The sequence below is a fragment of the Psychrobacter sp. ENNN9_III genome (assembly GCF_001462175.1).
Lineage (GTDB): Bacteria > Pseudomonadota > Gammaproteobacteria > Pseudomonadales > Moraxellaceae > Psychrobacter.
Genome location: NZ_LNUO01000003.1, coordinates 1 through 20,697 on the forward strand (window position 1 = coordinate 1; position 20,697 = coordinate 20,697).

General features: G+C 42.7%; 13 protein-coding genes. All 13 read right to left on the reverse strand.

Features of this window, described 5'->3' with window-relative positions:
* Window positions 1-169 precede the first annotated feature (169 nt).
* The 13 genes from PENNN9_RS00215 to tssM all read right to left on the reverse strand — a co-directional run bounded on the left by PENNN9_RS00215 (window position 170) and on the right by tssM (window position 20,637).
* On the reverse strand, window positions 170-1,150 hold the full coding sequence (locus tag PENNN9_RS00215; RefSeq protein ID WP_058367771.1) for a glutathione S-transferase family protein: 981 nt from the start codon (window positions 1,148-1,150) through the stop codon (window positions 170-172).
* A 438-nt stretch (window positions 1,151-1,588) separates the two neighbouring features.
* Window positions 1,589-2,959: a cation:dicarboxylate symporter family transporter gene (locus PENNN9_RS00220; protein ID WP_058367772.1), complete on the reverse strand. Its 1,371-nt coding sequence runs from the start codon at window positions 2,957-2,959 to the stop codon at window positions 1,589-1,591.
* Between the two features lie 289 nt (window positions 2,960-3,248).
* Window positions 3,249-4,253, reverse strand: a complete 1,005-nt coding sequence (locus tag PENNN9_RS00225; RefSeq protein ID WP_058367773.1) for a helix-turn-helix domain-containing protein — start codon at window positions 4,251-4,253, stop codon at window positions 3,249-3,251.
* A gap of 146 nt (window positions 4,254-4,399) precedes the next feature.
* Complete coding sequence (locus PENNN9_RS00230) at window positions 4,400-6,481, reverse strand: hydantoinase/oxoprolinase family protein (protein ID WP_058367774.1); 2,082 nt, start codon at window positions 6,479-6,481, stop codon at window positions 4,400-4,402.
* Window positions 6,482-6,537: 56 nt separating this feature from the next.
* Complete coding sequence (locus tag PENNN9_RS00235) at window positions 6,538-8,319, reverse strand: hydantoinase B/oxoprolinase family protein (RefSeq protein ID WP_058367775.1); 1,782 nt, start codon at window positions 8,317-8,319, stop codon at window positions 6,538-6,540.
* A gap of 117 nt (window positions 8,320-8,436) precedes the next feature.
* Window positions 8,437-9,822 carry a purine-cytosine permease family protein gene (locus PENNN9_RS00240; protein ID WP_058367776.1) on the reverse strand — a complete coding sequence of 462 codons (1,386 nt, stop codon included), beginning with the start codon at window positions 9,820-9,822 and terminating at the stop codon, window positions 8,437-8,439.
* A gap of 317 nt (window positions 9,823-10,139) precedes the next feature.
* Complete coding sequence (locus PENNN9_RS12620; RefSeq protein WP_156410042.1) at window positions 10,140-10,310, reverse strand: hypothetical protein; 171 nt, start codon at window positions 10,308-10,310, stop codon at window positions 10,140-10,142.
* 272 nt (window positions 10,311-10,582) lie between these two features.
* Entirely contained in the window at window positions 10,583-11,023 is a 441-nt protein-coding gene (locus PENNN9_RS00245; RefSeq protein ID WP_143505742.1) for a hypothetical protein, read from the reverse strand.
* Between the two features lie 88 nt (window positions 11,024-11,111).
* On the reverse strand, window positions 11,112-12,080 hold the full coding sequence (locus tag PENNN9_RS00250; protein ID WP_058367778.1) for a hypothetical protein: 969 nt from the start codon (window positions 12,078-12,080) through the stop codon (window positions 11,112-11,114).
* The gene (locus PENNN9_RS00255) at window positions 12,080-14,743 is read right to left on the reverse strand and encodes a DUF2345 domain-containing protein (RefSeq protein WP_058367779.1); all 2,664 of its coding nucleotides are present in this window, start codon (window positions 14,741-14,743) and stop codon (window positions 12,080-12,082) included. Before PENNN9_RS00255 ends, PENNN9_RS00250 begins: the two co-directional genes overlap by 1 nt.
* Window positions 14,744-14,820: 77 nt before the next feature.
* A complete protein-coding gene (locus PENNN9_RS00260; RefSeq protein ID WP_058367780.1) occupies window positions 14,821-15,657 on the reverse strand; it encodes an OmpA family protein in 837 nt (278 codons plus the stop codon).
* Window positions 15,658-15,730: 73 nt separating this feature from the next.
* Window positions 15,731-16,711 (reverse strand): type VI secretion system-associated protein TagF, encoded by a 981-nt coding sequence (gene tagF / locus PENNN9_RS00265; RefSeq protein WP_058367781.1) that lies wholly within the window; start codon window positions 16,709-16,711, stop codon window positions 15,731-15,733.
* A complete protein-coding gene (gene tssM, locus PENNN9_RS00270) occupies window positions 16,708-20,637 on the reverse strand; it encodes a type VI secretion system membrane subunit TssM (RefSeq protein WP_058367782.1) in 3,930 nt (1,309 codons plus the stop codon). The genes tagF and tssM overlap by 4 nt, the downstream gene beginning before the upstream one ends.
* Window positions 20,638-20,697: the final 60 nt, after the last annotated feature.

A 20,697-nucleotide genomic window follows, 5' to 3' on the forward strand; every position in this document is an offset into this window, starting at 1 on the left:
TAGTATGCGAAAGCTTATCTATTTACTATAATCGATACTAAATAAAATGGATACGTTATTAAATAACGCAAAACTGGTATGAATTTTACTTACTTGCTGTAGCTAGCAGACAGAGGCTGCGAAAAATTTATACCAGTCGCCCTGTATCTTGTTATCGTTACTTTTTTATTTACGATAACTGTTCGCGGTTATGCGGCGTATTAAAGTCAAGATGAGGACCGATAGGTACGATACCAGTTGGGTTGATGTTGGCGTGACTGGTGTAATAATGTGCCTTAATATGATCCATGTTGACGGTCCCTGCTATACCTGGTACTTGGTATAAGTCTCGCAGGTAACCCCAAAGGTTAGGGTAATCAACGATACGGCGCAGATTACATTTAAAATGACCCACATAAACGGCATCAAAACGCACAAGTGTGGTAAACAAACGCCAATCGGCCTCGGTAATGGTATTATCGACCAAATAGCGCTGATCTTTTAAGCGCTTTTCTAATACATCTAACGCATCAAATAGCGCATTCACAGCTTCTTCATAAGCTTCTTGGGTCGTTGCAAAGCCGGATTTATAAACCCCGTTATTAACAGCAGAATATACAAATGCATTAATCTCATCAATCTCTGCTAACAGCTCTGATGGTATAAAGTCACCTGATAACGCACCAACCTCATCAAAGGCTGAATTGAACATACGAATGATTTCGGATGATTCATTACTGACGATAGTGTTGGTTTTTTTGTCCCATAGGATAGGAACGGTGACGCGTCCTGTATAATCTGATTTTGCCCTAGTGTATATCTCATAAGCGTAGTTAGCGTGCGAGATAGGGTCAGCAATTACCCCAGCACCTTCTCTAAATGTCCAACCGTGATCACCCGTATAAGGATGGACGACAGATAGTGAAATCATATCTTCCAAACCTTTAAGTTTACGATAAATAATCGTGCGATGCGCCCAAGGGCAAGCTAAAGACACATATAAATGATAGCGTTTGGGTTCAGCCTTGAAGCCGCCTACACCTGTTGGTCCTGCGCTACCATCTTTGGTAACCCAGTTTCTAAAGTCTGACTCTTCGCGTTTAAAATGGCCACCACTAGCGTCGGTATCGTACCATTTGTCTTGCCATTTGCCATCGACTAATAAGCCCATACCGATCTCCTGTCTATTTTGATTTTAGTATTGATTTTCAATTTAAGTTTGAATTAAAAACGACGATAAATAGGATTGGTAAAGATAGATTGGTTTTAACATTTATTAAGAAACTAGTGCAAAGAGGTGCTATCTTATTATGATTTTTTAACTATCACCAAGCGTTTATCTCGTTCTTAATCAATCCTACTGTTATATAGTCATTATAGTTTATTCGCTATAGACAGATAAACAGCAATAATCACAAATGAAAGTTCTTGTTTGAAGAACAAAGATAAATCAGGTTAGGGTGTATTGAACATTAACGTTAAACCAGCCATAAAAAATAGCGAAGTAGTAAGCTTTTAGTTTTTACCCTAAAAGTTACCGTTCGCTATATCTTGTACAATGCTTATTATTGAAACTTGGACAGTACCGAAATCCAGTCAGTGTTACTATTTAGCTGTGACTCACTTGAGTATCATAATCGATAAGCTGTTCTGGTTCAGACGACTTACTAAGAATACGATTGCCAACGACACCAGAGGTAATTGAGCCACTAACATTGACTAAAGTACGCATCATATCGATTAATGGTTCAATAGATATCAACAAACCCGCAAGCTCTAGCGGCATCCCCAAGGTTGATAACACGATGATGGCTGCAAACGTCGCTCCGCCACCAACCCCTGCGACACCAAATGAGGCAATCATAGAGACGCCAATGACGGAGGCTATAAAGCCTATCGACCAAGGATCAAGACCCATCGTCGGAGCAATCATAACCGCCAACATCGCAGGATAAACGCCAGCACAACCATTTTGACCAATGGTCGCGCCAAATGATGCTGAAAAGTTAGCAATGGGCTTAGCAATACCAAGCTTATTAATTTGCACATCAATGTTTAAAGGAATAGACGCTGCTGAACTGCGTGATGTAAAAGCGAATGTGAGCACAGGCGCGATTTTTTTAAAGTGTTTGATGGGTGAGCGCCCGGCTAATAAAATGATAAGTGCATGCATTATTAACACAATGAATAGGGCAACATAGGATGCAAGGAGGAATTTTGCTAATTGCCAAACTGCACTGGCATCAGTGGTGACAATGACTTTAATCATTAAGGCAAAAACGCCATAAGGGGTCAAACGGATAATAAAACGTACCAGTGCCATCACCCAACTTTGCAATATGTCGATACCGCGAATGATTACCGCACCTTTTTCAGGTTCTTTTGCATTAACCGTTAAAGCGGCTATCCCTAATAAACTGGCAATAACCACAGCTGATATCATCGAAGTGCTTTGTAAGCCTGCAAATGTCGCGCCGATACTAGTGGGAATGAAGCTCAAAATTAATCCTGGAATGGTCAGATCAGAGACTTGAGTGCTGCTCTCAACCATGCTTTGTCCACGCTCAATTTCTGCTTGACCAGCAACAATAGAGCTGGCATCAAGAGTAAATAAGTTGGCAATAATCGCGCCGTCTAAAGCAGCAAGCCCTGTCGTAATTAGTAAGGTGCCAATAATCCAGAAGCTCATAGAGCCAATCATGGACGCTTTTTCTAAACGTGCGATGGCTGCCAAGATTGAAATGAATACCAAGGGCATTGCAATCATCTTCAGCAAATTGACATAACCATTTCCGACAATGTTTACCCAGGGTAAAAAATTACTGGTATCAATATTAAGCGCTGAAAGCGCCAAACCAAAACCTACGCCGACAAATAAACCTAGGAAAACACTACGACTTAACGAATCACTCTGACGGTGATAACGCCACAAGCCATATAGTAATGCGACAAAAACAGCCACTAGTAACAATAACTGCATTACAAACTCCTAAGAAATCAAAAAATGAATAACAAAGGAGTGATTATCCTGATTTTTGGAATAAGGTCTAACACCGAGTTATCATGTAGTTATTCCTTTCAGGAATAAAGGGTGAGGCTGATTAGACTCTTAAGAAAACTTAGTTATTAGTCGTGCATATCGATAAGTAAAACTGCCAATAAATAATGGTATCAATAATGGAAGTCAGACTTTTTCTATTAAGAGCACAAGCATGTAGGTAGTATTAATACGAGTACGCTAGTATGGCTTGATTTGCATTTACTCTGTGCTAATAGGACTTGGCGTCGTTAGAGGGCGTATCTTTGGGCGAGAAGCCAAAGTGTTGTTTATAAATACGCGAGAAGTAACTTTGATCGGTAAAACCAACCTGATAAGCAACCTCAGCAACAGAGCTATAATTGGCTTTGGTTAATAGTTTGTTTGCAGCCAGCAGTCTGGTCAGTTTGACCCATTCTGAAAACGAGTAAGGTAGATTTTGAAACAACAGATAAATATAACGCTCAGAGATATGACAAGATTGTGAGACCAGTTTAGGAGAAATCTGAGGATTGGCTAAGTTAAAATGTATAAAGTCTTCGATCCGTTGCAGATGTGCGGCTTTTATCGTTGAATTTTGACTGTCTGCTAGAGATAGGGAGGGTCGATGTAGAGTATGTATGATTAGGTCTAAAAGTTGTTGCTCAAGAAACTGAGACTCTACACAGGATAATTTAAAGTTAGTAGCAAGGTGCAGAGCATGGTTGATTTGATGATTAAGCAGTCGCCCTGAGCCTTGTTCAGTAGTAATGGCTTGAGCAAAATACTGCTCTATTAAACGCTGATGGTTTTCTAGTCTGGCTATCGGCACTTTTAAGACTTGCAGCTTTACCGTTTCGGCATGATAAAACTGATAAGGTTGATGAGATAGCTCAATAAAGAACTGACCAGGGTAGCAAGTTAATTGCCGTTTTTGCTGTTGAAAGCACACTGAGCCATTCAATGGAAATGTGAGCAGAATACTATCGCAAGCCTTGGATAAATCCTGTCCACTGCGCTGATAATGGACGGAATCAGCGATATAGCTTGAAATACCCATTTGAGCTAGAGTAGCTTGTTGAAGTTGACCTGTGAACTGGTTGGGGTTTTTAAACTGTACTTTTAAGTCAAAATAGGTATCACTAATTGCGTTTTGCCAGCCATCAGCACTCAGTAAAGGCTCGAGTGGTTCTTGAGAGCTACTCGTGTTGTCTACATGCTCACAGTGTTTTTTGCTTACGCCTTGACTATGTTCCATTTGCATTCATCCTTAAATGCTAGGTAATAAGTTTACAGCTCTTTTTTATCTCCACTTGGTTTTCAAATTTATCTTAATAGAAACGATAAATACCCTTCTCCCATAAAGAGAGAAAGGCTGAAATAATTACGACTATTATATCCACATTATTGAATTTTGCTCAACTTGTATGTGCCTGATTGATGTAGATCAGCTTGCCAGTTGGGTTTGATAACGATAGTTGTGGTTGGTTCTTCAATCAGAGCTGGACCGGTAACGACTGCTCCTGCACCCAATTTATTGCCATCATAAATAGGGGTTTGCATCCACTGATAAGTATGGTCGTGTATCATTTGGCGCTCATCAATTTTAGCGCTCTCCACCGACCCATTTTGAGCATCTAGCGTAGGGAGCTCAGGTTTTTTTACTTTACCAATGATTGAAACCTCTACATTGACAAGCTCTACAGCGCTGTCTTGTTCATCATAAGTGTATAGCTCTTTATGACGCTTGTGAAAGGCTTGCAAGATGTCTGTAGCAGCACTACTATCTATCTTTCCATTAGGTACGATGACATTACATTCATGAACCTGCCCAACATAGCGCATCTCCATAGCTCGTTCGATTTCTATATCTTCGTCACTAAACCCATCTTCTTTAAGCTTCGCAATACCATCTTGCTCAAGCCTTGTAAGGGTATCGTTTAATGCTTCTAGCTCAGCATCTGCAGACATAATCATAATTTGAGTGGCTAGATACGAGTATTTGACATCAGAGATAATCTGTCCAAAAGCACACAAGCATGACGCTATCTTAGGCACAAGTATCGTATTGATACCCATCTCCTCTGCTAGTGAGATTATGTGCATACCAGCAGCACCGCCTGCACAAACCAAAGCAAAGTCGCGAGGGTCATAGCCTTTTTCGATAGTGATACGGCGAATACCATTGGCCATGTTTTGATTAACAATCGTACTAATACCATAAGCTGCATGAGGTAAGTCGATATCTAGTGGCTTGGCAATATGCTCATTGATAGCAGCCTTTGCTTTATCTTCATCTAAAGTGACAATCCCGCCTAGTACTGCACCAGACTGCAAATATCCCAATACTAAGTTTGCATCGGTAACCGTCGGTAGTGTGCCACCTTTACCATAACACGCAGGTCCTGGGGTCGCGCCTGCACTTTGTGGACCGACCTCTAGCATGCCAAAGTTATTGATATGACCAATAGAGCCACCGCCAGCACCTAGGGTTTCGACATGAATCATAGGTACACCAATGCGATTGCGCAAAAAGTCAATATCGCGATTTAGACTGGTTTTACCATCTTTTGCTAGTGTAATATCGAACGAGGTACCACCCATATCGACAGTAATCACGTTATTAATACCGAAAGGTTCAGCAATATATAATCCCGCTTGCGGTGCAGAGGCAGGCCCTGAGTTGATCGCATTAACCGCACGCTCTTTCATGACTTCACCCAATGCAAGCCCGCCATTAGATTGGAAGTAACGTACTGGTTGATCAGCGCCTAGTTGTTTAAAGTAATCATCTATCTTATAGACATAAGAGGACATAATCGGACTTAGATAGGCGTTAACTAGGGTCGTTGAGGTGCGCGTATACTCTTTAATTTGGGGATAGACCTCACTACCGCAGCAGACAAATACGTCTGGCATATGCTGCTGTATCAGCTCTTTTGCACGCTGCTCGTGTTTGGTATCGCGAATTGACCATACAAAAGAGATGGCCACGCTTTTGACGTTTTGACGTTTTAGTTCTTCTATGGCTTGTAAAATATCGTCTTCATTGAGCTCTTCACGCTCTGTCCCATCGGCAAGTATTCGACCACGAATAGGGAAGCGCAAATCCCGCGGAGCTATCTGCGGCGCTGGCGGGTAGCTTGCATCGTAGCGGTGACCTTCTTCTTTATGACCCAGACGAATCTCAATACTGTCTTCATGACCTTCCGTACAGAGTAGTCCTACTTTTACCCCTTTCATTTGAATCAGAGCGTTTAGGGCAACGGTGGTACCATTAATACACAAGTCGCAGGCTTGGATAATCTCGGTAATTGGGCGATCAAATTTTTCGGAAATCTGTTGCAGCCCGTTTGCAATCGCTTTAGTACCGTCCTCTGGGGTAGAAGGGGCTTTAAATAGATGTATATCGCCCCCGTTTTCAGCCAACACAAAATCTGTAAAAGTACCACCAGCATCTACGCCTAAACGAAATTCATAACTCATAATTCATCCTTAAACTTTTCTATTTTATATGTAGAGTCAGCACATCCCTGTGCCAACTATGCCGCCTCTGCCCGTAATGCTTGAGTCGCTTTTTCATCTAGTTGCATGGTTTTGCTATCAATGACGACACCGTATTCTTTTGCAGCAGCAGCTACAGAGACAATCCCTTCGATGACATCACGTAATACAGCTTCTGGTTCACGCTCAAAAGAGCGACCAAAGCCGCCGCCACCAGGATTGGTATTTCGCGCGCGTTCTCCTGACTTGATCTCAATTACTGTATTGTGAAGATGCACATCAGTCTCGCCGCCTTCACGGAACACTTCTAATTTACCCAGTTTGAGCTCTGGTGAGATTTGCTCAGCTCCGCCTGCACCCATCGTTGGAATATGACGTCCTTCACCAAAAGCAACGACGGTCATGGTATGATCGAGGGGCTCTACCTCCCAAACTGTACCGCAGCCGCCGCGCAAGCGTCCTGCGCCGCCACTATCTTCTGCCAGTCCATACTTATGGACGACGATAGGATATTGATATTCTAATAACTCGATATCACCTGAGCTTAACGCACCAAAACAGCACAAAGGCCCGCAAGCATGCCAACCATCCATTTGCTGAGTGGCGCCTGCGCCTGAGATAATAGAGGCGAGTACCATGGTGACATATTGCTCACCCGTTTTTGGATCAATACCGGCAATGTTGACTCCTGACGAATGTCCCCACGATGCCGTTACGCGCTCAGGTGCAGCATTTTCAAGCGCTTTACGTACCGCATCTGTCAATGTCTCCATTGGTGTGGTGGTACAGTTCACATGAGGCGCAGGCTCTTTGGCATTACATAGCGTGCCATGCTCACCTAAATCTACGGTAACGCAGCGATACAAACCTTCATTGTAAGGAGGATCTACTTGGGCGAACATCATAAGTCCAAGCAAGACGCCTGACATTGAGTTACCAGCATAAGAGTTAATAAAATAAGGAACTTGTGGCGGGCTATCTATCTGAATATGTACATCGCTACCTTTGATAGTGATGTCTGCACTGATAGTCAAATCGCCAAGGCCATGCCCTGAATCTTCCAGAACGGCCTCGCCATGATATTCACCATCATTAAGGGATTCGATGAGCGAGCGCATGTGTTTGTCAGCCATGCTTTTTAGCTCTTCGATGGCAGCACGAACTGTCTCTACACCATATTTGTCTAGCAGCGCAATCATATTACGCTCACCGACCGCGCAAGCACCATATTGCGCATTCAAATCGCCTTCTTGATTGCGGCGTGAGCGCATATTGCTATGGATCAGATTGATAACGTCATCACGTCTAACGCCTTTTTCCCATATCTTGATGGGTGGAATGCGTAATCCTTCGGCGTAGATCTCTTTGGCATCTGGATTATAACCAGCAGGTACAGGGCCGCCGATATCGGTGACATGACCTTTACATACCGTCCAAAATACCAGCTCACCTTCATAAAACACAGGCTTATACATACAGCAATCTAAAATATGACTGCCCATAACGACAGGGTCATTATGATAAATAATGTCGCCTTCATGAACATCGTCGCCATAAAATTCTGCCACGGCCTTCATGGCTGGCATCAATGAGCCTAGATGAATAGGAATGTCTTGTCCTTGCAAAATCATCTCAGGCAAATGATCAAACAGCGCATTACTATAATCATGCGCTAGATTAAATACACTAGAGCGCGCTGTTTTTTCTAAAGTAAGTGTCATCTCGCGCTGCGCGGTTTCTAACGCACCGCGGACAACGGATAAAGTGATAGGATCGAGGGTGGTTGAAGCTTGGGTCGAGGTGTTTTTAGCTTGATTCATGATTCACTCCTTGTAATCTTATTATCGCACTGGCTTTACTATAACAATGCTAACCACAAATAAATGGATTGAGCAGGTACAGTATTTGACTGTCAGCGCACCTTTTATCTTATATGGTTAACTAACTGTTGGTTTTGGTGTGAGTTGTAAAACGTGTTGCTGAGTTTTGGGCATCAATATCGCGTACAGAACAGTCGCTGTAATAAAGGTTAAGGTTGCATACCAATTGACCCAGCTACCACCTAAATTCATGAGCACGATTCCGACGATTGAGGCTGCGATCCAAGCGACCAATCCTGACTTATCAAATGCAGGCAAGCGCTGCGGATCAATGACGGGAACTGCGCCAAAGATATCTTCTCGTTTAGGATAGAGTATGTGGGTTAGGGCGATAGCTACCCAAGCTACGACAAATACGCCCTGATAGGCCAGTGCTTGTAACAGATAAGCAAATACATCGAGTAGCATCAGAACGAAAATAAAAGTACCAATTAATAAAGCGCCAACGAGTTTTGGAATCTGAATATTGAGGGTATCTTTGAGAAATGCTTGCAGATTGGTGGTTGCCAATAAGTAGTTGGCCGTATTAATACGAGTTTGTGTAACGACAACAAAGATGAGACCGAACACACCCATCAATTTTACGAGCCCTAGCGTGATGGAGACTTCAGATAATGCACCTTCCAGTGGAATAGTGCTTACCAAATAAATCCCTGCCAGTCCGCTTAAGAAAAAAGCAACCAGATAAAAGGGGATACCAAAATTGAACCAGGATAAGAATTTGCTGTCTTCTTGCTTGCCATAACGCGCATAATCAAAGGTATACATCATCAAGACCCATATGCCCATGTAATATACGGCAACGTTCCACCAGCCAAAAGGCAGCGCTTCTTCGGGCCCTAGAGACAACCAAGCACTACTATAACCATACTCATTAGTCGCCATGACGACTGCTGCGATAAGTCCGATAATATAAAACGGTAAGAGCACGCCATTTAGTTTATCTAGCCAGTTTTGGACACTGCCCATAATCATAGGCACACTATAAGCCACTACGATTAAAGCAGCGATCCAGTAAGGGACAGAGGGGTAAGTTTGGCTAAAGGTGACGGCAATAACAGAGCCTTCAAACACCGCGTAATACATAGCCGTGGCAAAGAATATCAGTGTCGCTAAGGCTGCACCTTTGTGACCGAATAATACGCGAGAAAACAAAGCCACTGACATGCCTGTACGAATGGCATAGCGAGTGATAATTCCATTAATGACGCCGTAGGCGACGCAGCTTATCAATAAGCCGATAATCGCATTCTTAGTCCCATAGTTCTCTGCCATTGCAATACCAATGACCAGATAGAACATGGCGCTACAGACGCCCCACCATGCCATGGTTAAGGAGCCTTTGGTGGCTCGGTCTGCATTTGATACCAACTCTTGGTTAGGATCAGAAGGGGTAGCAGAATTATCCTGGCCCTTATTCTTTGGTTGTATTACACCCGCCATATCACACTCCTTATGATAGTCTATTGGTTGTACCGTCGTCATAATCGCCTATCGGCTAAACACAATTAGCAGCAAAGACTTTTGCTTCGTTGACAGTAGCCATACCATGCCTTTTACGTCCTGTAAAAAGGCGTTATTCTTACAATATCTCTATAACTAAAAAGATAAATATAGTCATTTAACTATAGACAATACTTTAAGAAATAAAATGACTGGAGATGCAGTATTTTTGATTGAGGGTGCAGGATTGTGAGAATTTTTCGGTTGGTGGCTTTTGATCTGCAGAAAATGGCATCATCGTTTTATATCAAAATACTTTATAGCCACTCCTGCTTTTCGCTACTATCTTGACTGCTCGCAAGAGCAAGCACTAAAGCCTGCGCCGTTCCTGCTCGACGATAATGTCTCAGGCTAAGTGCCTGCAATCTTGCGTACAGCCAAGGATATTCGCTACACACAGGGCTAGCGGTAACATCAGGTGCTTGCAAAGGGTGGTCGTGTTTGGAGTTATTATGCTGAGTAATGTCTATAATTTGAAGTTAAGTTGAATGCTTTGAGTTTGAGACACATTATATTGAGTTAATAAAAAGATCGTCCGAAGGCGGTTTATAATTATTTATTTAGTTGATTAGTATATACTATAAATGCAAGCTATTATGCTCTAGATAATAGGTTGGGTTAATTTCGAGCTTATTTTACGATTTTGATAAGAAGACTAATATTGACAAATTCATGTTTAAATTATTTGTTAACGAAAACTTCAACTGAGTGAAACTGTATAGCCTATATCTCTACCAGTTTCTTCATCATATGTTCTGAAAGGTAAAAACCAAATATTAATAACTTTTCCTTCTTTCCAAAATTCGAAAGATTTTTCCTGCTCTATAGTATAAGAGGATCTATTTTCTGAATCTACTATGGAGATAGTTAGCGAATCAAGACTATCTTCGAATAAACTATCTTTTGCAGCAAATGTAATTGTAGGTTGATAAGAACCAATATATACGTAGTTAGATGTTTTATGAGAATATAGTTCTATAGTTGCGTCATATGGGGGTATTACATTATGAAAATTAAAAGTAACTTGAACACTATTATCTTTTTTAAAGCTATTTAAATAAAAGCTATATTCTTTTTGCAAATCAGTTTGAATGAGTAAAAAATCTTTCTCATTAAAATGTTGGTAAGTAAATGCATTCATTGATTTCACCATATAAATATACGAAAAAACTAATAAAATTATTAGTGTAAGTATAAGGAGCGTGAGCTTTAGTTTTTTATTGATCATATTATTTAGGACTGAATCTAGTCATTGTTGAAGGTAATCCTGTAGGGGTATTGGCAGCAACTGGTACTTTTAATCCACCCCCTTTTCGCCATAGTGAATAACCAACTGTTCCTTCTAATACTGCCCCTCTGGGAATCCACCCCCACATATTTTTATAACTTTCACCTAATTCTGGATGTGGTAGTGCTTCATAGTTTTCTAATATAGAAATGACATCACTACTATTTACTTTTCTCTTATCTTTAAGGTTTTCAGCTATTTTTTCAGCATCATCTTTAGGGTTCAGAATATTACTATATAATGTACGTTTATGAAATGCATAAAAATCGATACTATGTCTATTTGCGAATAGTTGAGCAAAACTGTTATCAGGATCTGCCTCGCTAATGTTATCAAATGATCCTTGAGTCCTAAGTGTTATATTATCTGCCATCCCTGTTCTACAAGCGTACGAACTAGCTGTAGCTGAACTAAGAAAATTAGTGTTACCAATAGTATTTATATCTGAAGTAGTTAGGTCGATGTTAGGTCTACCACTATAATTCAAGGTAATCTTTCCATTCAACCCATGGCAAAAGAAAGCTAAATCTTTTATTTTATAGTTTTCTCTATTCGCGTTTAATAGCTCTATAATTTTTGTTTTGGTTTTTAACGCGATAAAGGTTATGTTATCAGTAAATTCTATTTCGTTTTTTAGACCTTCGATAGCTAATTTTTCTAAACGGGTATAGCCATAATCGACATAAGCAATCGTCACTTTATCACATTGTCTAAATCTACTTCTGTTTTTAACAAAAGGATATGCAGCTGCAATAAACATGTTCTTTAACCAGAAATTATTATACTCAAACTCAGAACCAATAAATATAATATTTTCAGTTTTTGGGGCTCTCGTAGTTACTACTGCTCTATCAGTATTACTTCTTGGACTAGTTGATGACTGTCCAATTACTTCCCAAGTATCAGCCATTAGGATTTCACCTCAATTTTCAGTTCTTCTATTGTATAGCTTTCTATCACTTTAGTTTTACCATACTTATCTGTTATTCCCATTTCGGTAGTTCCATCAGGTTTTGTAATTTTATAATGACAGTTTGGTATTGGTTCTTGAGTATCTTCATCAACGATTATGAAACCTTCATCATATACAATTCTTAAGTTATCATCTGTTTCTATCGATTTACTCGGCAACCCTAAAAGCCCCAACCCATCCATACCACCCCCCGCCTTGCTATGCTTACCCGCCTTCTCCGTAAACTGCTTAGCCGCTATCGTAATATTTGCGCCATCCAAAGTAATACTTGCACCACCAGCGGTCAGCGTAATCTTGTTCGTTGCCACGACTTCTACCTCTTTAGTCGAGGAGGCGATGTTCACATCTTGCTTCGCTGTAGCTTCAAGCTTTCCTGTATGGGCTGAGAGAGTAATATTGTCTTTCGCATTAGTCATGCTAAATTGACCATCGGCGACTATATTGAGTGACTCGCTGCTGATTTGATTATGAGTCTCGCCACTACTTATCATCATGTTCGCTTGAGTAGTAGTAATCATTTCACCCATTGAACGTTGAATGAGCGTGTCTTCACTGACATAGCTACTATCAGCGGCACTATCAATGAGCGTGAATGGCGTGGTTTGATGGGTTTTGGTTTGCTGTTCCTCTGCGATAGTCTCAAGTTGCATCTTAATCGCCTTATGGTCATTCACTTGTCTGCCAAGTCCTGTTGCCAGTTGCGTTAACCGCTCCGCCAAGTGCTGACCACCCAATGCTGTTTGCGTTAGAGTAGGGGTGTGCTGTTGGTAGTTGTGCTCTTGGACTTGCGCGTGGGTCTGCGGCTGAGTGGATAGGACTAGTGCTTCCCCTGATTTGATACTGATCTGCGCGTTGGTGGCCGCATTGATCCCTTGACGTTTGGCTGTGTCTGATGGGTTGATCACGCCCATTTTAAGACTGGCAACAACGTCTCCTGCATCGACGTTAAGTTGTGAATAGGCTTGCTCACTTCTATGATCGCTGATCCATTCGGATAAACCGTAATCCGTGTTGCGATAGCCGCTCTCGACCGCTTGCTCATTGTCAGTGGCAAACAGGCTAGGGCGACTTGATGATAATAAGCTACCGGTATTCATCAGATGCTCACTATCACCGATAGCTTGCATCAGAGTTTGGTCATCTGCTCTATGGGTAAAGTGGCTACCATAATTGCTTCCTGCTTGGGCTTCTAATCGATTGATAGATTGAGCAGGGCTGTCTAATAAATAGTGGCGTGTCGGCGTCATATGATTGCGACTGTCCGTATCAGACTGGCTATCTGTGAGCCCCGTCATTGGTGGGAGTGCTTGTCTGCTGTATAGCGCACCTACCCAAGGGGTGTCAGCGGTGATCAGTCTGAGCTGGGTTAAATGAGTACCTGCTTTTAGATCTGAGGCATGGCGCTGCTGATGACGACGGCTTATCGTGAGTCCTGTGACATGAGCGAGGCTATTGCGTGCTAAATGCACGATATGAGTGGCGCGGTAATGCTGATTAAGATGGTTATGACCTACTAGAGTAAAAGTGTCCGCAACGTTTAAATCAGTACAGTGAGCAAGCGCATGGTAGACGCTGTAGCGACTGTGGTGACTATTTGCCATGATAGTAGCGTCATCAATCGTCTCGGTATCAGTCACTGGAGCAAAGGCGGCTGGAGTGTCGATCGTAAGGGTAGACGTATTGGTTTGGCTATCTGCCTCACTATCACTGATAGCTATATTTGCTGACTGGGTTGGGTGGGCCACGCTAGCGCTGTTAAAGCGTTGCACTGTGAAGGTACTCGGCTGGGTTATGACTTGCTCACTAAGGGCTAAGATTGGCGCGTGAGCGCGATCATGTAGCACTTGCTGATAACGTACTGAGCCGATATTTTGACTGATACCATCTTCATTACTAGGATGAGCTGAAGTAATGATAAGGGTGGGCGGGGCATGCTCTTCAGTTTGCGCGTGCCTGAGGTAAGCGGTGAGTCCTTGGCGTGAGAGGCGCTCGCAGATATGACTCCAGTCACTGCTCTGCCACTGGGTCATGCGTGCTGGGGTCCAACTGGCATTTTCCTCACTACTGCTATCAGTACCACTGTCATCGACCACATCTATCTCTTGCATGGCGACGCGTTCTGATACCATGGCTTGTACCGATAGGTCAGTATCTATCTGACTGCGCAGATGCTGATGCAAGCGATAAGTGACGGGCTGTGCGATGAGTCGATAGTAGCCATAGCTGCCATCATGATCGAGCTGGCAAAGGGCGGTGATATATAGATGACGATAGGCATGCCCACTTGGGGTATCAAAACTTAGGGTTAAGGAGCTACCAATTAAGGGAGTCAGTGGCATAAAAGGGGGGTGATTGAGCTCATGGATATAGACGTGCAGCACGTAGGTGTCGATACCGTGTTGTTGATATTGCTGCATATTATTCGGGTTGAGCTGAGCGATGATGGTGAATTCATCAGGAGCACTAAGTAGGGTTTGCTGCCATGTTTGATGAGTAACAGTATTTTGCCGAGCACTTGGATAAGGGGCTTGGCTGCTACCTTCGCTGGCATAAAGCCTGTCAGCAGTCATAGGCAGTAAGGTATTGGTCAAGCGTAGCATAATGAATATCCCTATTGTTAAGCGACGGCAGTATCAACTTGAGTGCTTATTTATCTTTGTCATCATAGACAGCGGTGTTATTCGCCAAGAGTAAATTCAATACGACGATTACGTCGGCGTCCCTTTTCGGTGTCATTGCTAGCGATAGGGTCAGCGTCACCTTTGCCTGTAGTGCTTAGACGAGTAGCATCTATATTACGGCCTATCAGGTACTGCTTAACTGCTTCAGCGCGCTCATTGGACAAGACCAGATTAGTGGCAGAGTTGCCTACATTGTCAGTATGACCAGTAATCGTAACGGGCTTGTTGCCTAGACTTTGAATGACGCCTGCCATGTCGTCTAAGATGCCAAGACCTAGAGGAGTGAGATTGGCACTGCCTGACTCAAACTCAACGATACGATCGCCTAGGGCATCATCGATGAGACGTTGTTCGCCTTCTATGACGACTAGCTGGTTCTCCAATTGATAAAGATCGGTCAAAAGGGTATGAATACGATTTTGGATCGCTTGCTTTTGTTCAGGGCTACTGACTTTGCCATGCAGGCTAATAGTAGTGCCATGAATATCGATACGGCCTTGACGAATATTGGAGATATCGCTATCGATAATAGCTGCGGCTATCTGTTGCCAGTTGGTTGGTATACTGATGTTTGAGCGTACTTCAATCTCATCTCTGACTGGTTTATTAGGGTATTGAGCTTTGAGCTTTTCAAGTAGTTGCTGCTTATCTGAGCTGGTAGCGACGACACCTTTAATGACGACAGGCACATCTTTCGAACCGTTTACAACGTGAGCACCATTATGTTCTGCAAAGACAAAAGCACTCATAGGAAGCGTAAAAACAGCAGCCAATAGCAGGCTTTTTTTGTGATGTGTCAGCTTAGATATTGTCGTTATGGAGAGGTCTTTCATTAAAGCACCTTTTTAACCTAGATGTTATTAAACGGTTTTTGAATAAACTAATCCTAAACATAGTCTCAAATAGCTATTGCGCTAAGAAGATACTCTTAAACAGCTGTCTTGTATCATATAAATACAGATTGTCTTGCAACAACACTTTATTAAAGCGGGTCAAACCGATGTCTTCGTCGATATAACCTTGGGTCCAGTCACTATTAGCAATCCAGACCCAGTCATCAGGATTTGTATCTGCACTACTTGTTAGTTGGCTAAGTACGCGTCCATCAGGTTTAGTGAAGTTCATTAATAGACGATAATGATTAGAGGTGCGGTATAGATAAGTGTTGAGACGGATTTGATGGGGTTGGTAGAAGCCACTGATTAAATCATGCCAAAAAGTCGCCATATATATGGCACTGGCTTTATCGGACGTTAGTGTCCAACATATCGATTTGTTGAGACCGTGGAAGCCTTTAGTAAAAGTAGGCAAAAACAACAAGCCTGTTGCGATAATCTGCTGTACCAGTTGCTGCTTACTGACATCCATTAATACCGAAATATCTTGTAGAGTCATGGTATTAATAAAGTCATAGTAGTGTGTGCTGGCGTTGTTATCGATAGTCAGTAGGCAGTTGTTTAAAGCGTCAGTCACTTGCGTGCTATCGTTTTGAGCCTTTGCCGCAATTAACGTTGCATAAATGTCATCCCAGATAGTAAGCGATTTAATAGGAAGGTAGTTCGTCCAGCTTTTGGGTTTATCCAAATGGATGACACCAAAGCCGATAAGAGGATACTTTCTATGACTACTATCATGACTGGGTATGAGCACTCCAGTAATGATTTGATTTGCAGCAGTATCGACGTGACTGAAATTTAAAAAGGGAGGCTCTTTAGAGGGTACATCACTTTTTGATGACTCGTTCAATATAGAGCCCGAAGTAGTCAGAGCTTGACTGACCCACTGATCAATAATGTTGGTTTCATTGATATGAGCGCGCGCACGCACGAAGTCTCCGCGAGCAGGCAGCTTGCCAAAATAAACTAAAGGTAGTGATTCGGGCATCATCGCGTTTTCTCCTGCTGCTCAGAGGGTGCAGAGGTGTTATTCGTAGTTGCACTACCTTGTTCATTGCTTTGATCTGCTAAATTATTAGCAGAAGGGCTGTTATTGTCAGCGTTAGGAGTAGCAATTGGCTTTGCACTACGCGTAACACCAAGGGCGATTACATCAGCAGGCAATTTCATGCCAGTAAATGGGTTGTTTGAGCGACCTTGAGTGGCATTGTTACTATTGCCACTGATAACTCTAAAGCGGACAGAAATCGTTGTGCCATCACCCGACCATGCCATCTCAAAGATGTCATCGCCAAGCTCGGTCCGGCGTGCGCTATTGATGAGGCGTTCTACCCCAAAGCTTCCGGCTTCTTCAAAGACAGTAAAGTCTCTGCCATCATAGTCCTTGGCTCTAATGCTAGCGCCAGGCTGGCTACTCGGGTTTGGCCATACAAAAGTCGTCCATGCTTGTGTGCCCATACGATAACGCAGCTGCTGACCGTCGACGACGATTGTATACTCTGTCAAGCCGCTCACTGGTAATGGCATAATCTGAAACGTTGTTTGATTGGGGGCAGCACCAGCTGTACCCGATGAGCCTGAGCTATTGCTACCAGTATAGTTGACAAAGTAACGACCGAAGTCAGCGACGAACTGTGGGTTCAGACCTAAACCTGCACCATTCCAAATCTTACTTGAGATTTGATCACCGCGACGTATGATAAAGGGCGATAAAGTCTCGTTAACGAATCTCGCCACATAGCCATCTTCCCCAAAGAATTGACCAATCTCTGCTGGTGTCGCTTCTAAATTAGCATTGGCAGTAAATGGATATTTTTTCTCTAGATTGTTGAGGAATGGCCTCCGTACTTGCGCTTGCCAGACTTTATTAATCTCAGCCTTAGTAGGTGTCAGCAGCATATTGAATGAGCGAGTCAGAGGCTCACTTAATAAAGGTCGTACAAGCTGTTTTATTTCTGAATTGGCTTGACTCAGTATCTGCTCATCCAAGATTTGTAGAGACTTGGTCAGCTCTGATCCGTCAGGACTTAGGGTCTGTGAAGCAAACAGTAGGGCATCAGGACCGATATCGTCACTACGCGCTATATTATTAAAGCGTGTTCTAATATTTCCTAAGCTTACTAGGTAATTATCTAACAGTGACAGATCTTGATTGTCCTCTCTTGGTGTGACTAAAGCATGGATAGAGGAGAATTCTTGCGCGATCACACCTGAATTAGCTTGCGGAGCAGAATTTGTATCACTAGAGCTACTACCGTTGTTCATTGCCGCTTCTGCCATACGCAGCTCAGCTGGACTTTGGCGCAGTATGGTCTGCTTAAACCAATCTACAAAGGAGCGTCGAGACTTGCCATTATTATCAGAGCCGAGGTTAGCAGCTTGGTTGTCCCATTGAGTTTGACGATCGACCGTCTCAAATAAAGTTTTTAACGGTGATTCTTTTACGTTAGACAGCTGATTTAGTAAGACAGCATGGTCATCAAATCCCTCACTATCACGAACATAAACTTGCGATATAAAGCGTTTCCATTCAGCGATATATTCTTGCTTATAACGATTGACTAGATATTGCCGTATTTGTTCAGGGCTACCAGTCAACGTGAGATCATCTTGGCTACTGGTTGCCAGTACCCAATCATCTGCGACCACTCTAGTGGTGGCAGCTTTATCAATCTCATCACTGACAAAAGAATCCCAGGCTTGCCTGGTAAAAGTGCCTGAGATTACATAGCTACCAAGTAGTGCTTCGTTGGCATTGTTTTGAGTGATCTGTGCAACCGTAACAGAAGGGAAGCGAGCAGATGCGCGCATCTTGATTTCAGAGTAGACGCGCTCACGTGCAGGCTGGCCTTTACTAACTTTAGATAGATTGCTGCGAGTTTTATCTATCAGTCCCAAGTCGTTTTGGACGAGCGGGAAAGTGGGGTCATCGACATGTGCCAGGGTAAAGCTTAAGATGCGCTCAGCTTGGCGAATCATTTTGTCGCGTGGCATGTCAGCTCGATTGGCATCGAGCCAGTTACGCCAAAACCTTGTCATTTGGTCACTTAAATGACTGGTTTCTAAATTGTTGTGATTACCTAGCATAAGATAAGTTTTTAACGCATTATAAGCATCTTCAACATCGGTCGGATCGGACTGAATATAAGCGTCATTAGTCGTAGTCTCAGTTGTATTTTCAGTTGCAGATTCTTCTGTGCGTACTTTCAGTTGCGCCGCGTTAGTATTTACCTCTGTCAGGAACTTTTCTATATTTTGTTTGGTAGGGGCTAAGACGATGATGCGGATGCCGTTATAGTATTCTGCTAGTAGTTTTTGTTTGAGCTTGCCGCCTTGATAGAGACCAAGACTCAAAGACAGTGGTTTATCTTCTTCATAGTTCTCAAGCTGCTCTATTCGGCTTTGCAAAATGCTAAGTGACTCAAGCTGAGACTGCAGATCACCATTAGCGTTTTTTTGTAGCTCGGCAACTTGTTGTAAGTCGGCTACTACGCGTTCAGTTAATTGCTTATTATTGGTATATGACCATGTCCATAGTCCAACAGCCGCACAAAGAGCCACCACAGCGGCCAAGGTAGCAATAGCGCGATGACTGCGTTTATTACGATTTTTGTGTTGCTTGACCAAATGCTTGTCTTTTAGGATGACTTTAGAAAATAAATCCTGCAAAAAATAGGGCTTATCGGTGGTTTCTTGCTGAGCGCTGAGAGGGACAGCGGGTGGATGCAAGTCGTAATTTTGCACCATCTGCAAAGTCATCTGACTGCTAACCTGCCCATCTTGTAAGGCGCTAGTAAAGTAAAACCCGCGCAATATGGGCTTAAATTGAAAAGGGTTGTCCTCAAATAAAGCATGCATAAGGGTTCGTATCATCGGACGTAGCGACTGAAACTCCATAGGAAAAGTCATCAGACTGGGAGAGACAGTGCGCTGATGACGCAAAGACAATTTTGTCGTACTCAAATCTTTTAGACCGTTGACTAATACGCCAAAATGCTCTTCGAAAACATCAGTAATGTTAATGTTTTCGGGATCCTCAGGGTAGGGTATGGTCGCGCCCCATACTTGACCGCGCTCTTCTTGTTCATAGTCATTAAAAAAGTCACGAAAGCCTGAGACCAAGTCCATCTTGGTAAAGACTACGTAGACAGGTGCATAGACTTCTAACTGTTCGGTCAGGTCTTGGACGCGGCTGCGTAAGTTTTTGGCTAGGTCTAAGGCATAACTTGGATCATTTTTGGTAAGTTCGGCGATACTGACCGCAATAATGATGCCGTTAATTGGCGCTTTAGGTCGGTTCTTTTTGAGCAGATTTAAGAATGACAGCCACTCCAAGCGATCTTCTTCGTAGACAGAGTAACGGCCTGCAGTATCAAGTAAAATACCTTCGGTTGAAAAAAACCAATCACAGTTACGCGTACCGCCAACCCCTTTTACCGATAGCTTATTGGTTTTTTCCATAAATGGAAACTTTAAACCAGAATGCAGTACAGCTGAGCTTTTACCTGCTGCTGGATTACCAATAACCATATACCACGGCAGCTCATATAACGCTGCTTTACCGGTTTGATCACCAATCTTTGACTTACGGATGGTCTTAATAGCGTCTTGCATTTGTTGACGTAGCGCTTGCACTTCTTGGACATTTCCATCTTTAGCTTTATGAAGGCTATTTTCGTTGTGGCTCTCGTTGCCACCATCTTTTACCAGATTAGCAAGTTCATCTGAGGCTTTTTTGCGCCTTTTCCATAGGTAGTAGCCAAGCACCCCTAGCACTACGCATGTCATCAATACACCAATAATGATGGTAAAGGTTTTGATGGTCACATAATCATACAACAAGACTAGAGCGACTATGATACCCAAGACCGACAACACTCTTGGGTTGTAAATAAGATGAAAAAACCTTGAAAACATGCGTGCTACCTAGTGTGTTCTTAAGACAATAAAATAAATATTTACAACAATGAAGCGTCA

What these genes read in the sequence shown, in the direction of transcription:
- PENNN9_RS00215 (WP_058367771.1), bottom strand. Translation starts at nt 1,150, where the DNA reads ATGGGCTTATTAGTCGATGGCAAATGGCAAGACAAATGGTACGATACC.
- PENNN9_RS00220 (WP_058367772.1), bottom strand. Translation starts at nt 2,959, where the DNA reads ATGCAGTTATTGTTACTAGTGGCTGTTTTTGTCGCATTACTATATGGC.
- PENNN9_RS00225 (WP_058367773.1), bottom strand. Translation starts at nt 4,253, where the DNA reads ATGGAACATAGTCAAGGCGTAAGCAAAAAACACTGTGAGCATGTAGAC.
- PENNN9_RS00230 (WP_058367774.1), bottom strand. Translation starts at nt 6,481, where the DNA reads ATGAGTTATGAATTTCGTTTAGGCGTAGATGCTGGTGGTACTTTTACA.
- PENNN9_RS00235 (WP_058367775.1), bottom strand. Translation starts at nt 8,319, where the DNA reads ATGAATCAAGCTAAAAACACCTCGACCCAAGCTTCAACCACCCTCGAT.
- PENNN9_RS00240 (WP_058367776.1), bottom strand. Translation starts at nt 9,822, where the DNA reads ATGGCGGGTGTAATACAACCAAAGAATAAGGGCCAGGATAATTCTGCT.
- PENNN9_RS00245 (WP_143505742.1), bottom strand. Translation starts at nt 11,023, where the DNA reads ATGAATGCATTTACTTACCAACATTTTAATGAGAAAGATTTTTTACTC.
- PENNN9_RS00250 (WP_058367778.1), bottom strand. Translation starts at nt 12,080, where the DNA reads ATGGCTGATACTTGGGAAGTAATTGGACAGTCATCAACTAGTCCAAGA.
- PENNN9_RS00255 (WP_058367779.1), bottom strand. Translation starts at nt 14,743, where the DNA reads ATGCTACGCTTGACCAATACCTTACTGCCTATGACTGCTGACAGGCTT.
- PENNN9_RS00260 (WP_058367780.1), bottom strand. Translation starts at nt 15,657, where the DNA reads ATGAAAGACCTCTCCATAACGACAATATCTAAGCTGACACATCACAAA.
- tagF (WP_058367781.1), bottom strand. Translation starts at nt 16,711, where the DNA reads ATGATGCCCGAATCACTACCTTTAGTTTATTTTGGCAAGCTGCCTGCT.
- tssM (WP_058367782.1), bottom strand. Translation starts at nt 20,637, where the DNA reads ATGTTTTCAAGGTTTTTTCATCTTATTTACAACCCAAGAGTGTTGTCG.